We start from the raw sequence: 12,335 nt of genomic DNA, 5'->3' as shown, positions 1-12,335 counted from the left end.
CGCCGCAATGCTTTCGGGACGCGGATCGGCGACCGGCCGAATGCCTGGTTCGGCCGGTCCACCACCCCCTCTAGATCAGACCAGCTCGGGCACCCGCAGGTGCGCCAGCGCCAGCTCGAACTCGCATTCATCGAGTTCCTCGGCGCGCGCCTCTTGCATCGAGGAGCTCTTCAGCGCGGTTGCCTGCTCCCTGTTCCGCTCCATCTCGTCGATGCTGTCGAACGTCGCCGAGGACACGCCACGCCCGGAGGCACGGTCGATCAGCAGGCTCGCACTGCAGAACCCGTCGAGGCCCTCGAGCTGGGGCAGGACGGACGACTTGTAGTACTCGATGCCTTGGTCCATGGTCTCCGGCGGCACCATGACCCACGTCGCACGCACGCCCGCACCGTCGGGCGCGTGGTGGTCGCGATGCAGCACCGCGATCTCCCACTGCTCGACGTCCGTCGTGCCCCCGAACATTTCCGCCGCCCGATCGCGGATTCCGGTCACGGCTTCACCGCTGGCGCGCATGGCTTCGTCGCTCTCCCAGGCGCTGGTGGCGATGCACCGGCCGGAGCGACGGTCGACCAAAAGGGATACTCCGATGCAGCCCGGCATGCCTTGCAGCGCGGGCATGACCTCATCGCGAACATGCGCTATCCCGGCGTCGATCGACGAGGGTTGCGCCTGAATTGTGGTAGAGCGTGCGTACACGATCCACCCCCTCTTTGTTCGGGGCAGCGCCCCGGTGGCGCCACCGGTCATGAACCACCTTCCTCCTGCGGGTTACGCGCCGCAATGCCCAAATGTGGTCGCGCTCACAAACGATTGGCTGGTCGCGACGCGCGCGCCGTAGGCTGGTTCGGATGCATACCGATGTGCTGGACGTGGACACCTCCCGCCGCCGCATCGTCGACCTCACCGAGGCGGTGCGCGGCTTCTGCTGGTCGCGCGGGGACGGTCTGTGCAACGTGTTCATCCCGCACGCCACGGCGGGGGTGGCCATCATCGAGACGGGCGCCGGCTCCGACGACGACCTGGTCGACACGCTGGAACGGCTGCTGCCGCGCGACGACCGTTACCGGCACGCGCACGGCTCCGAGGGGCACGGCGCCGACCACGTGATGCCCGCGCTCGTCGCACCGTCGGTGACGGTTCCGGTCTCCGGCGGGGAGCCGATGCTGGGCACCTGGCAGAGCATCGTGCTGGTCGACCTGAACCGCGACAACCCGCAACGCTCGGTCCGGCTGAGCTTTTTGGAGGGTTAGCGGCCCGATAGCCGACGCCACCGAGCAGGTACTGTGAGCGGTCGAAATGCGTCGTTAGACGGGCTTCCCATACCCCGGCGAATAGGCTGGGAACAAGACGTCGAAGTAAGAGAAAGAAGCGGACTGAAAAAGTGCAGACACACGAGATCAGGAAACGGTTTCTTGATCATTTCGTGAAGGCGGGTCACACCGAGGTGCCGAGCGCATCGGTGATCCTCGACGACCCCAACCTGCTGTTCGTCAACGCGGGCATGGTCCAGTTCGTGCCCTACTTCCTGGGCGCGCGCACACCGGAATACCCGACCGCCACCAGCATCCAGAAGTGCATCCGCACTCCCGACATCGACGAGGTCGGGATCACCACCCGGCACAACACGTTCTTCCAGATGGCCGGGAATTTCTCGTTCGGCGACTACTTCAAGCGCCGCGCCATCGAATTGGCGTGGACCCTGCTGACCAACAGCGTCGAGCAGGGCGGCTACGGCCTGGATCCCCAACGCATCTGGGCGACGGTCTATTTCGACGACGACGAGGCCGTGCAGCTGTGGAAGGAGATCGCCGGGCTGCCCGACGAGCGCATCCAGCGCCGCGGCATGGCCGACAACTACTGGTCGATGGGCATCCCCGGGCCGTGCGGCCCGTCCTCGGAGATCTATTACGACCGGGGACCCGAATTCGGGGTCGAGGGCGGCCCGATCGCCAACGAGGACCGCTACATCGAGATCTGGAACCTCGTGTTCATGCAGAACGAGCGCGGGGAGGGGACCGGCAAGGAGGACTTCGAGATCCTCGGGCCGTTGCCCCGCAAGAACATTGACACCGGCATGGGTGTGGAGCGGGTCGCGTTCATCCTGCAGGGCGTGCACAACGTCTACGAGACCGACCTGTTGCGCCCGGTCATCGACGCCGTGGCCGCGCGGGCCCCGCGCGGATACGACGCCGGCAACCACGACGACGACGTGCGCTACCGGGTCATCGCCGACCACAGCCGCACCGCGGCCATCCTGATCGGCGACGGCGTCACGCCGGGCAACGACGGCCGCGGCTATGTGCTGCGCCGGCTGCTGCGCCGGGTGATCCGCTCGGCCAAGCTGCTCGACATCGAGGGCCCCATCGTCGGCGACCTGATGGCCACCGTGCGCGACGCGATGGGCCCGTCGTATCCCGAACTCGTCGCCGATTTCGACCGGATCAGGCGCATCGCCGTCGCCGAGGAAACCGCGTTCAACCGCACGCTGGCGGCGGGATCGAAACTGTTCGACGAGGTCGCCGGCACCACCAAAGCCTCAGGCGCGAAGGCGATTTCGGGATCGGACGCCTTCACCCTGCACGACACCTACGGGTTCCCGATCGAGCTCACGCTGGAGATGGCGTCCGAGGCCGGCCTGCAGGTGGACGAGGTCGGGTTCCGGGAGCTGATGGCCGAACAGCGCCGCCGCGCCAAGGCCGACGCCGCCGCCCGCAAGCACGCGCACGCGGACCTGAGCGCGTACCGCGAACTGGTCGACGCCGGCCCCACCGAATTCACCGGCTTCGACGAATTGACGTCCGAGGCAAAGCTTTTGGGAATCTTCGTCGACGGCAAGCGGGTGCCGGTGGTCACGCACGGCACCGAGGGGGTCGACCGCGTCGAACTCGTGCTGGACCGCACCCCGCTCTACGCCGAGGCCGGCGGCCAGATCGCCGACGAGGGCACCATCAGCGGGACGGGCGCCAGCGGGAGCGCCCGCGCCGCGGTCACCGACGTGCAGAAGATCGCCAAAACCCTGTGGGTGCACCGGGTCAACGTCGAGTCCGGGGAATTCGTGGAGGGCGACACCGTCATCGCGGCCGTCGACCCGCAATGGCGGCGGGGCGCCACCCAGGGCCACTCGGGAACCCACATGGTGCACGCGGCGCTGCGACAAGTGTTGGGCCCCAACGCCGTTCAGGCCGGATCGCTGAACCGGCCGGGCTACCTGCGCTTCGACTTCAACTGGCAGGGCGCCCTGTCCGACGAACAGCGCACCCAGATCGAAGAGGTGACCAACCAGGCCGTGCAGGCCGACTTCGAGGTGCACACGTTCACCGAGCAACTCGAAAAGGCCAAGGCCATGGGGGCGATCGCGATGTTCGGCGAACGCTATCCCGACGAGGTGCGGGTGGTGGAGATCGGCGGGCCCTTCTCGCTGGAGCTGTGCGGCGGGACCCACGTGCACAACTCCGCGCAGATCGGGCCGGTCACGATCCTGGGCGAATCCTCGGTCGGCTCCGGGGTGCGCCGGGTCGAGGCCTACGTCGGGCTGGAGTCCTTCCGGCACCTGGCCAAGGAACGCGCGCTGATGGCCGGGCTGGCGTCGTCGCTCAAGGTGCCGTCCGACGAGGTGCCCGCCCGGGTGGCCAACCTGGTGGAGCGGCTCAAGGCGGCGGAGAAGGAGCTCGAACGCGCCCGGTTGGCCGGCGCGAAGGCCGCCGCCACCGACGCCGCGGCCGGCGCGGAGCGCATCGGTAACGTCCGGGTGGTGGCGCAACGGATGACCGGCGGGATGACGGCGGGCGATCTGCGCTCCCTGGTCGGTGACATCCGCGGCAAGCTGGGCGGCGATCCCGCGGTGGTCGCGCTGATCGCCGACGGCGAGGGCGGAAGCGTGCCGTATGCGGTCGCGGCCAATCCGGCCGCCCAGGACCTCGGGCTTCGCGCCAACGACCTGGTCAAGAAGCTGGCCGCGGCGGTCGACGGCCGCGGCGGCGGAAAGGCCGACCTGGCGCAGGGCTCCGGCAAGGACCCGACCGGCATCGACGCCGCCCTCGCCGCAATCCGCTCGGAGATCACCGCGATAGCGCGGGTCGGTTGAGTGGTTTCCGCACAGCACCGCGCGCCCGACCGGCCCGGCGATCCTGACCAGGACCCCGGGCGGGGCCGGCGGCTCGGCGTCGACGTGGGCAGCGTCCGCATCGGCGTGGCCTGCAGCGACCCCGACGCCATCCTGGCCACCCCGGTGGAAACCGTGCGCCGCGACCGCTCCGGCAAACACCTGCGCCGCCTGGCGGCGCTGGCCGCCGAACTCGAGGCCGTCGAGGTGGTCGTCGGGCTGCCGCGCACGCTGGCCGACCGCACCGGTCCCTCGGCGATCGACGCGATCGAGCTGGCGGACGCGCTGGCCGACCGCGTCGCACCCACGCCGGTGCGGCTGGCCGACGAGCGACTGACCACGGTGAGCGCGCAGCGATCGCTGCGCGCGGCCGGGGTGCGGGCCAAAGAGCAGCGTGCGGTGATCGACCAGGCGGCGGCGGTGGCCATCCTGCAGAGTTGGCTGGATCAGCGCCGCGCGACCCTGACCGGGCCCGGGGAGCGTGCCGATGGTTGACAGCGCACGGCGTGAACGCGCCGAACCCGAGGCCGTGGGTCCGCCCCGGCGCAGGTCGAGCCGCACCGCCCGCAATCGGGCGGAGCGGGGCCGCCGGCGCCGGCGCACCGCCCTGCGCACCGCGCTGGCGCTGGTGGCGGTCATCGTGGTGGCGGGTGTTTTCGCCGGCGGCAAGCTGTGGCACGCCGTGTTCGGTCCCGGTGACGACTACACCGGAAACGGCAAGCACGACATCGTGATTCAGATCAAGGACGGCGACTCGACCACCATGGTCGGGGAGACGCTGCAGAACGAGCACGTGATCAAGACCGTCCGCGCGTTCGTCAACGCCGCGCACGGCAACAGCAAGATCTCCTCGATCCAGCCCGGTTTCTACCGGATGCGCACCGAGATCCCGGCCGCCAACGCCGTCACGCGGCTAGCCGACCCCGACAGCCGGGTGGGCCGGCTGGTCATCCCGGAGGGCCGGCAGCTCGACGACACCACCGACATGAAGACCAACGTGGTCAACCCCGGCATCTTCACCCTGATCTCGCGGGCCACCTGCGTGGATTTCGACGGGAGTAAGCGGTGCGTCTCCGTGGAGGACCTGCGCGCGGCCGCCACCAACAGTTCTCCCTTGGCGTTGGCGGTGCCGCCCTGGGCCACCGAACCCGTCGGTGAGCTGGGCAAGGACCACCGCCGCATCGAGGGGCTGATCGCGCCGGGGACCTTCAACGTCGATCCGTCCGCGCCGCCCGAGACCATCCTGTCGAACCTGATCGGCGCCGGGGCGGTGGAGTACATGAAGTCCGGGCTGGTCGACACCGCCCAGGCCATGGGCCTGTCGCCCTACGACATCCTGGTGGTGGCGTCGCTGGTGCAGCAGGAGGCCAGGTCGCAGGACTTCGCGAAGGTTGCCCGCGTCATCTACAACCGGCTGCACGCCCACCACACGCTGGAGTTCGACTCGACCGTCAACTACCCGCTGGACCGCCGGGAGGTGGCCACCACCGACGGCGACCGGGCCCAGAAGACGCCGTGGAACACCTACGTGTCCCAGGGCCTGCCGGCCACCGCGATCTGTTCGCCCGGTGTCGACGCGCTCAACGCCGCCGAGCACCCCGAACCCGGCGACTGGTTGTACTTCGTCACCATCGACGGTCAGGGGACGACGCTGTTCACCAAGGATTATCAGCAGCACCTGGCCAACATCGAGCTGGCTAAGCACAACGGTGTCCTCGATTCCGCCCGCTGACGGCGATCGCAAGCGCGGCGAAGCCGGGCGCAGCGGGTCGCCGCTCGGTCAAGCCAGCGGCGCACCCCGGAAGGCGGCGGTGCTCGGCAAACCCATCGCCCACTCGAAATCCCCGCAGCTGCACCTGGCGGCCTACCGCGCGCTGGGCCTGACCGGCTGGACCTACGACCGCATCGAATGCGACGCCGACCAGCTGCCCGGGGTGGTCGGCGGGCTCGGCCCCGAATGGGTCGGGGTGTCGGTGACCATGCCGGGCAAGTTCGCCGCCCTGGCGTTCGCCGACGAGCGCACCGAGCGTGCCGAGCGGGTGGGGTCGGCCAACACCCTGGTGCGCACCCCGGCGGGCTGGCGGGCCGACAACACCGACATCGACGGGGTGGCGGGCGCGCTCGGGTCGACGGCCTCTGGATGGGCGCTGGTCTGTGGATCGGGCGGCACCGCGCCGGCGGCCGTCGCCGGCCTGGCGCAACTGGGCGTCGGCGGCATCACCGTCGTGGCCCGCAATCCCGGCAAGGCGGCCCGGCTGGTGGAGCTGGGACACGCGATGGGCGTCGCGACGCGGTTCTGCGACCTCGACGGCGGCGGGCTGGCCGACGAGGTCGCTTCCGCCGACGTGCTGGTCAGCACCATTCCCGCGGACGTGGCCGCCCGCTATGCCGGCACGTTCGCCGGCATCGGTGTGCTGCTCGACGCCGTCTACGACCCGTGGCCGACGCCGCTGGCCGCCGCGGTGAGCGCCGCGGGGGGCCGGGTGATCAGCGGCGTGCAGATGCTGTTGCACCAGGCCTTCGCGCAGGTCGAACAGTTCACCGGGCTGCCGGCGCCCCGCGAGGCCATGGCTTGCGCCCTGGAGGCATCGGATTAGCCTGCCGCGCATGCGGATTGCGGCGGGGTGCCTGGTGCTGGCCTGGTTGGCGGCGTTGAGCTGCTACGACATCCACCAACGGCGCTTGCCCAACGCGCTGACCCTGACCGGCGCCGCGGCGATCCTGGCGGTGGCCGGGGTGGCCGGGCGCGGGTGGTCGGCGCTGGCCGGAGCCGCGGCGTTGACCGCGATCTATCTGCTGGTCCACTGGGTGGCGCCGGGCGGGATGGGGGCCGGCGACGTCAAGCTGGCCATCGGCGTGGGCGCGCTGACCGGTTGTTGTGGCGCCGGCGTGTGGTTCCTGGCGGCGTTCGGTGCGCCGCTGCTGACCGTGCTGGTCGGGATGGTCGCCCGGATTCGCGGCGGCGCTCGGGGCGGCCGCACGGTGCCGCACGGGCCGTCGATGTGCTTGGCCAGCGCGGCGGGCATCGGCCTGTCGCTGCTCTGACGCCTTCAGTTGCCGACGACGGCGGGGCGCAGCAGCGGCAACAGCTCGTCGCCGAGCCGGACCGTCTCCGAGTTGTACGGGGTGTCCGACAGCACGAAATGGCTGACCCCCAGGTCGGCGTATTTGCGCAGCGCGGCGGCGACTTCGGCGGCCGACCCGACCAGCCACGTCGTCCCGGCGCCTTCGCCGCCGTACTTGCTCGGCGTCGTATACAGACAGGAATCGAGCACCTCGCCGCGCGCGGCGAGGTCGGACAGCCGCCGCTGGCCCGCGGATCCCTTCGGGTCGTGCAGCAGCTGCATGGTGGGCGTTCCGGCCAGGGTGGCGACCTTGGCCTCGGCGTCGCGCCAGGCCTGCTCGGAGGTGTCGCGCACCAGCGTGGTGACCCGCAGGCCGAACTCCAGCGGCGCGTGCTCGCGACCGAGCTTGGCGGACAACGACTTCAGCCGGTCGATGCGTTCGGCGATCCCGTCCAGGGGCTCCCCCCAGAACAGTTGGACGTCGGCGTCGGTCGCGGCGACCTGCTCGGCGGCCGCCGATGCCCCACCGAAGTACAGCGTCGGGTGCCGGCCCTCGGCCGCGCCGAGCGGGCGGGGCTGCAGGCTCGAGTGTTCGACGGTGTAGAACTCGCCGCGGTGGGTGACGTCGTCCTCGCGCCACAACCGGCGCAGCAACCGGATGAATTCCCGCGTGCGGTCGTAGCGGCGTGACTTGTCGACCTCGGCGTCGCCGTAGGCGGCCGGATCGTCGGCGCCGCTGACGATGTTGACCAGCAGCCGGCCGTCGTTGAGCCGGTCGAGGGTGGCCGCCGCGCTGGCGAAATGCGCCGGATGCCAGTACCCGGGACGGACCGCCACCAGCGGCGCGAAGCGGTTGGTGCGCGCGGCGATTGCGGTCGCGACCGTGAAGGTGTCCGGACGTCCCCAGCCGGTGCCGATCAGCGCGCCGTCCCAGCCGTGTTGCTCGGCGCGCTGCGCCAGTTCGACGGAATAGTCGAGGCTTCCCCAGCCGTCGACGGTGTCGTCGCCGCGATGGCCGGGCTCGACGGTATTCGGTATGTACCAGAGAAATTGACCCACCAGACAAGATGCTGGCACACGACCGCGGCGGCCCGGCCCGGCCGCCGACCGAATCGCGTGGTCACCCCTGGAATCAGGGAGGATGAAAGTCCCCGCATCGGTTCCCCGCAGCCGCGGGCTGCGCGAATCGGCTTTCGGAAGCCGCCATGGGAAGATGGGACGCGTGTTGCGTTGGATCACCGCCGGGGAGTCGCATGGCCGTGCGCTGGTGGCCGTGCTCGAAGGCATGGTCGCCGGCGTGGAGGTCACCTCCCTGGACATTTCGGAGCAGTTGGCCCGCCGCCGGCTCGGTTACGGCCGCGGCGCCCGGATGGCGTTCGAGCGGGACGCGGTGAGCGTGCTGTCCGGGGTGCGCCACGGCGTCACCCTGGGCGGGCCCATCGCCGTCGAGATCGGCAATACCGAATGGCCGAAGTGGGAGACCGTGATGGCTCCCGACCCGGTCGACCCCGGCGAGCTGGCCGACAGCGCGCGCAACGCCCCGCTGACCCGGCCGCGGCCCGGCCACGCCGACTACGCGGGCATGCTCAAGTACGGCTTCGACGACGCCCGGCCGGTCCTGGAGCGGGCCAGCGCCCGGGAGACCGCGGCCCGCGTCGCCGCGGCGACCGTCGCCCGGTCGTTCCTGCGCCAGGCGCTGGGCGTCGAGGTGCTCTCGCACGTGATCGCGATCGGCCCGTCGGCGCCCTACGAGGGCCCGCCGCCGGGCCCGGGGGACCTGGCCGCGATCGACGCCAGCCCGGTCCGCGCGTACGACGAGGCGGCCGAAAAGGCGATGATCGCCGAGATCGAAGCGGCCAAGAAGGACGGCGACACCCTCGGCGGTGTGGTCGAGGTGGTCGCCCTGGGCCTGCCCGTCGGGCTGGGCTCGTTCACCAGCGGCGACAACCGGCTCGACAGCCAGCTCGCCGCCGCCGTCATGGGCATCCAGGCGATCAAGGGCGTCGAGATCGGCGACGGATTCGAGACCGCGCGCCGCCGCGGCAGCCGTGCCCACGACGAGATGTACCCGGGCCCCGACGGCGTGGTCCGCTCGACCAACCGCGCCGGCGGGCTCGAAGGCGGCATGACCAACGGCCAGCCGCTGCGCGTGCGCGCGGCGATGAAGCCGATTTCCACCGTCCCGCGCGCGCTGGCCACCGTCGACATGGCGACCGGCGACGAAGCCGTCGCGATCCACCAGCGCTCGGACGTGTGCGCGGTGCCCGCCGCCGGCGTGGTGGTCGAGGCCATGGTTGCGCTGGTGCTGGCCCGCGCCGCGCTGCAGAAATTCGGCGGCGATTCGCTGGCCGAAACCCGCCGCAACGTCGAGGCCTATCGCAGGGCGGTCGCCGAGCGGGAATCGCCGGCCGCCCGGGGCACGGCGTGATGGCGCCCAAAGCGGTCCTGATCGGGTTGCCGGGGTCGGGCAAGTCCACCATCGGGCGCCGGCTCGCCAAGGCGCTCGACGTCGGCTTCCTCGACACCGACGCGGCGATCGAGCAGCGGACCGGGCGGCGCATCGACGAGATCTTCGCCACCGACGGCGAACGGGAATTCCGGCGCATCGAAGAGGACGTGGTCCGCGCCGCGCTGGCCGACCACGACGGCGTGCTGTCGTTGGGCGGCGGCGCCGTCACCAGCCCCGGCGTCCGCGAGGCGCTCGCCGGCCACACCGTCGTCTACCTGGAGATCAGCGCCACCGAAGGCGTCCGGCGCACCGGCGGCAACACGGTGCGCCCGCTGCTGGCCGGGCCCGACCGCGCCGACAAATACCGCGCGCTGATGGCCGAACGCAGTCCGCTGTATCGCCGGGCGGCGACCATCCGCGTCGACACCAACCGCCGCAACCCCGGCGCGGTGGTCCGCTACATCGTCTCGCGGTTGCAGGCACCGGCGGGGGCGGCCACGTGAGGGCACATGATGACCCGGTCACCATCGAGGTGGCCGTCGACCCGCCGTACCCGGTGATCATCGGCACCGGCCTGCTGACGGAGCTCGAGGAGCTGCTCGGCGACCGGCACAAGGTGGCCATCGTGCACCAACCGGTCCTGGCCGAGACCGCCGAGCTGATCCGAAGCCGGTTGGCGGACAAGGGCGTTGACGCCCACCGCATCGAGATCCCGGACGCCGAGGACGGCAAGGATCTGCCGGTCGTGGGCTTTTTGTGGGAAGTGTTGGGCCGCATCGGGATCGGGCGCAAGGACGCGTTGGTCAGCCTCGGGGGCGGCGCGGCCACCGACGTCGCCGGTTTCGCGGCGGCCACCTGGTTGCGCGGCGTCGACATCGTGCACGTGCCCACGACGCTGCTGGGCATGGTCGACGCGGCCGTCGGCGGCAAGACCGGCATCAACACCGACGCGGGGAAGAACCTGGTCGGGTCGTTCCACCAGCCGCGCGCGGTCCTCGTCGATCTGGCGACGCTGCAAACGTTGCCGCACAACGAACTCGTCGCCGGGATGGCCGAAATCGTCAAGGCGGGCTTCATCGCCGATCCGGTGATCCTCGACCTCATCGAGGCCGACCCGAAAGCCGCCGTGGACCCTTCCGGTGAGGTGCTCGCGGAGCTGATCCGCCGCGCGATCGCGGTCAAGGCGGAGGTCGTCGCCGCCGACGAGAAGGAGTCCGAGCTGCGCGAGATCCTCAACTACGGGCACACATTGGGGCACGCGATCGAACGCCGGGAGCGCTACGAGTGGCGGCACGGCGCGGCGGTATCGGTGGGGCTGGTCTTCGCCGCGGAACTGGCCCGCCTCGCCGGGCGCCTCGACGACGCCACCACGCAGCGCCACCGCACCATCCTGTCCGCGCTCGGCCTGCCGGTCAGCTACGACGCCGACGCGTTGCCTCAGTTGCTGGAATACATGGCGGGGGACAAGAAGTCGCGCGCCGGTGTGCTGCGGTTCGTCGTCCTCGACGGGCTGGCGAAGCCCGGCCGGCTGGCCGGGCCCGACCCGTCGCTGTTGGCGGCGGCGTACGCCGGACTCGCGGAGGCGCAATCATGACCACCACGGTGAACGTGATCAACGGTCCCAACCTCGGCCGGCTCGGCCGGCGCGAGCCCGACGTGTACGGCGACACCACGCACGAGCAGCTGGCGGCGCTGATTGAGCGCGAAGCCGCCGGGCTCGGCCTCAAAGCCGTTGTGCGACAAAGCGACAACGAGGCGCAGCTACTGGACTGGATCCACGCGGCGGCCGACGCGAGCGAACCGGTGATCCTCAACGCCGGCGGGCTCACCCACACCTCGGTGGCGCTGCGCGACGCGTGCGCGGAATTGAGCGCGCCGCTGATCGAGGTGCACATCTCGAATGTGCATGCGCGCGAAGAGTTTCGGCGGCACTCCTACCTCAGCCCGGTCGCGACCGGAGTGATCGTGGGGCTGGGCGTGCAGGGCTATCTGCTCGCCCTGCGTTACCTGGCCGCCGCCGGCTAGTCCTTTTTCGGCTCCTCGCGGGCCGACGGGATGACCTCGGTCTTCGGGTCGTCCTCGGTCTTGGCGATCGTCTCGGTGGGGGATTCCTCCGTGGGCATCGTCTCCGTGGGCCCCTCGCGCTCGGCGGTGGCGACAGCGGAGGTCCGCTCTTCGGTCTGGGCGCCGGCCGCGGGAATCTCACCGGTGGGCGCGTCGTCGGCGCGCACCGCGGAGAACACGTCGGTGTCGGCGCGTTCCTCGTCAGTGCCGGGGCGGCGCGGCGGGGGATTGCGGTCCACCCGCCAGCGGCCGATGGTCACGCCGATGATGCCGGGCAGGAAGACGCACAGCGCGGTGAACGCCGCGAACGTCGTCACCTCGTTGATCAGCCCACCGGTGTACAGGCCGGTGTACACCAGCGCGATCAGCCAGGAGACGGCGCCACTGAGCAGGCCCGCGACCAGGCCGGCCAGCAGCCAGGTCATCGCCAGGTCGCCGCGGCGGTCCGGATCGGGGTTGGCGATGGCGTCGGCCCGGCCGTCCAGAACCCCCCACACGGCGACCCCGATGACGAACAGCAGCAGCAGCACCACGCTGAACAAACCCGCCTGGGTCTGCCACGCGTTGATCAGCGCACCTTGGAACAATCGAACGACGACCATCGCCGCGGCGTACACCAATCCGCGCAGCATCCAGTTACTCATGGCCCAAAAGC

13 protein-coding genes are annotated in these 12,335 nt (G+C 70.8%); 10 read left to right on the top strand and 3 right to left on the bottom strand.

Annotated features, from left to right (window positions below; genetic code table 11):
- Positions 1-75: 75 nt before the first annotated feature.
- On the bottom strand, positions 76-696 hold the full coding sequence (locus P6281_RS16640; protein WP_014385287.1) for a putative quinol monooxygenase: 621 nt from the start codon (positions 694-696) through the stop codon (positions 76-78).
- 164 nt (positions 697-860) lie between these two features.
- Here P6281_RS16640 and P6281_RS16635 point away from each other — a divergent pair, with 164 nt between their 5' ends.
- From P6281_RS16635 to P6281_RS16610, 6 genes are all read left to right on the top strand, one after another.
- Positions 861-1,250 carry a secondary thiamine-phosphate synthase enzyme YjbQ gene (locus P6281_RS16635; RefSeq protein WP_008258256.1) on the top strand — a complete coding sequence of 130 codons (390 nt, stop codon included), beginning with the start codon at positions 861-863 and terminating at the stop codon, positions 1,248-1,250.
- 131 nt (positions 1,251-1,381) lie between these two features.
- A complete protein-coding gene (gene alaS / locus P6281_RS16630; RefSeq protein WP_324738440.1) occupies positions 1,382-4,084 on the top strand; it encodes an alanine--tRNA ligase in 2,703 nt (900 codons plus the stop codon).
- A complete protein-coding gene (gene ruvX / locus P6281_RS16625; protein WP_008258252.1) occupies positions 4,085-4,597 on the top strand; it encodes a Holliday junction resolvase RuvX in 513 nt (170 codons plus the stop codon).
- Positions 4,590-5,834 (top strand): endolytic transglycosylase MltG, encoded by a 1,245-nt coding sequence (gene mltG, locus P6281_RS16620; RefSeq protein WP_324738439.1) that lies wholly within the window; start codon positions 4,590-4,592, stop codon positions 5,832-5,834. Before ruvX ends, mltG begins: the two co-directional genes overlap by 8 nt.
- Before the next feature lie 79 nt (positions 5,835-5,913).
- Positions 5,914-6,699, top strand: coding sequence for a shikimate dehydrogenase (locus P6281_RS16615; RefSeq protein ID WP_029385085.1), 786 nt, complete (start codon positions 5,914-5,916; stop codon positions 6,697-6,699).
- A gap of 10 nt (positions 6,700-6,709) precedes the next feature.
- The gene (locus tag P6281_RS16610; protein WP_008258242.1) at positions 6,710-7,147 is read left to right on the top strand and encodes a prepilin peptidase; all 438 of its coding nucleotides are present in this window, start codon (positions 6,710-6,712) and stop codon (positions 7,145-7,147) included.
- A gap of 5 nt (positions 7,148-7,152) precedes the next feature.
- Here the strand turns inward: P6281_RS16610 and P6281_RS16605 are convergent, their stop codons facing one another.
- A complete protein-coding gene (locus tag P6281_RS16605) occupies positions 7,153-8,226 on the bottom strand; it encodes an LLM class flavin-dependent oxidoreductase (protein ID WP_324738438.1) in 1,074 nt (357 codons plus the stop codon).
- 163 nt (positions 8,227-8,389) lie between these two features.
- On the opposite strand from P6281_RS16605, the gene aroC reads away from it, so the two are divergent.
- Genes aroC through aroQ form a run of 4 tightly spaced genes read left to right on the top strand, consistent with a single transcriptional unit; the run spans position 8,390 to position 11,641 of the window.
- A complete protein-coding gene (gene aroC / locus P6281_RS16600) occupies positions 8,390-9,595 on the top strand; it encodes a chorismate synthase (protein ID WP_008258240.1) in 1,206 nt (401 codons plus the stop codon).
- Complete coding sequence (locus P6281_RS16595) at positions 9,595-10,119, top strand: shikimate kinase (RefSeq protein ID WP_008258238.1); 525 nt, start codon at positions 9,595-9,597, stop codon at positions 10,117-10,119. The genes aroC and P6281_RS16595 overlap by 1 nt, the downstream gene beginning before the upstream one ends.
- Entirely contained in the window at positions 10,116-11,210 is a 1,095-nt protein-coding gene (gene aroB / locus P6281_RS16590) for a 3-dehydroquinate synthase (RefSeq protein WP_014385285.1), read from the top strand. The genes P6281_RS16595 and aroB overlap by 4 nt, the downstream gene beginning before the upstream one ends.
- Complete coding sequence (aroQ, locus tag P6281_RS16585; RefSeq protein ID WP_008258236.1) at positions 11,207-11,641, top strand: type II 3-dehydroquinate dehydratase; 435 nt, start codon at positions 11,207-11,209, stop codon at positions 11,639-11,641. Before aroB ends, aroQ begins: the two co-directional genes overlap by 4 nt.
- Here the strand turns inward: aroQ and P6281_RS16580 are convergent.
- Positions 11,638-12,324, bottom strand: a complete 687-nt coding sequence (locus P6281_RS16580) for a B-4DMT family transporter (RefSeq protein WP_009955904.1) — start codon at positions 12,322-12,324, stop codon at positions 11,638-11,640. The genes aroQ and P6281_RS16580 overlap by 4 nt on opposite strands.
- Positions 12,325-12,335 lie beyond the last annotated feature (11 nt).

The sequence above is a fragment of the Mycobacterium sp. 5-140-3-2 genome (genome assembly GCF_035666375.1).
Lineage (GTDB): Bacteria > Actinomycetota > Actinomycetes > Mycobacteriales > Mycobacteriaceae > Mycobacterium > Mycobacterium intracellulare.
Note: the sequence above shows the minus strand (reverse complement) of the source record. Positions and strands in the feature narration are given on the sequence as shown.

What these genes read in the sequence shown, in the direction of transcription:
- P6281_RS16610 (WP_008258242.1), top strand. Translation starts at nt 6,710, where the DNA reads ATGCGGATTGCGGCGGGGTGCCTGGTGCTGGCCTGGTTGGCGGCGTTG.
- aroQ (WP_008258236.1), top strand. Translation starts at nt 11,207, where the DNA reads ATGACCACCACGGTGAACGTGATCAACGGTCCCAACCTCGGCCGGCTC.
- P6281_RS16580 (WP_009955904.1), bottom strand. Translation starts at nt 12,324, where the DNA reads ATGAGTAACTGGATGCTGCGCGGATTGGTGTACGCCGCGGCGATGGTC.
- P6281_RS16595 (WP_008258238.1), top strand. Translation starts at nt 9,595, where the DNA reads ATGGCGCCCAAAGCGGTCCTGATCGGGTTGCCGGGGTCGGGCAAGTCC.
- mltG (WP_324738439.1), top strand. Translation starts at nt 4,590, where the DNA reads ATGGTTGACAGCGCACGGCGTGAACGCGCCGAACCCGAGGCCGTGGGT.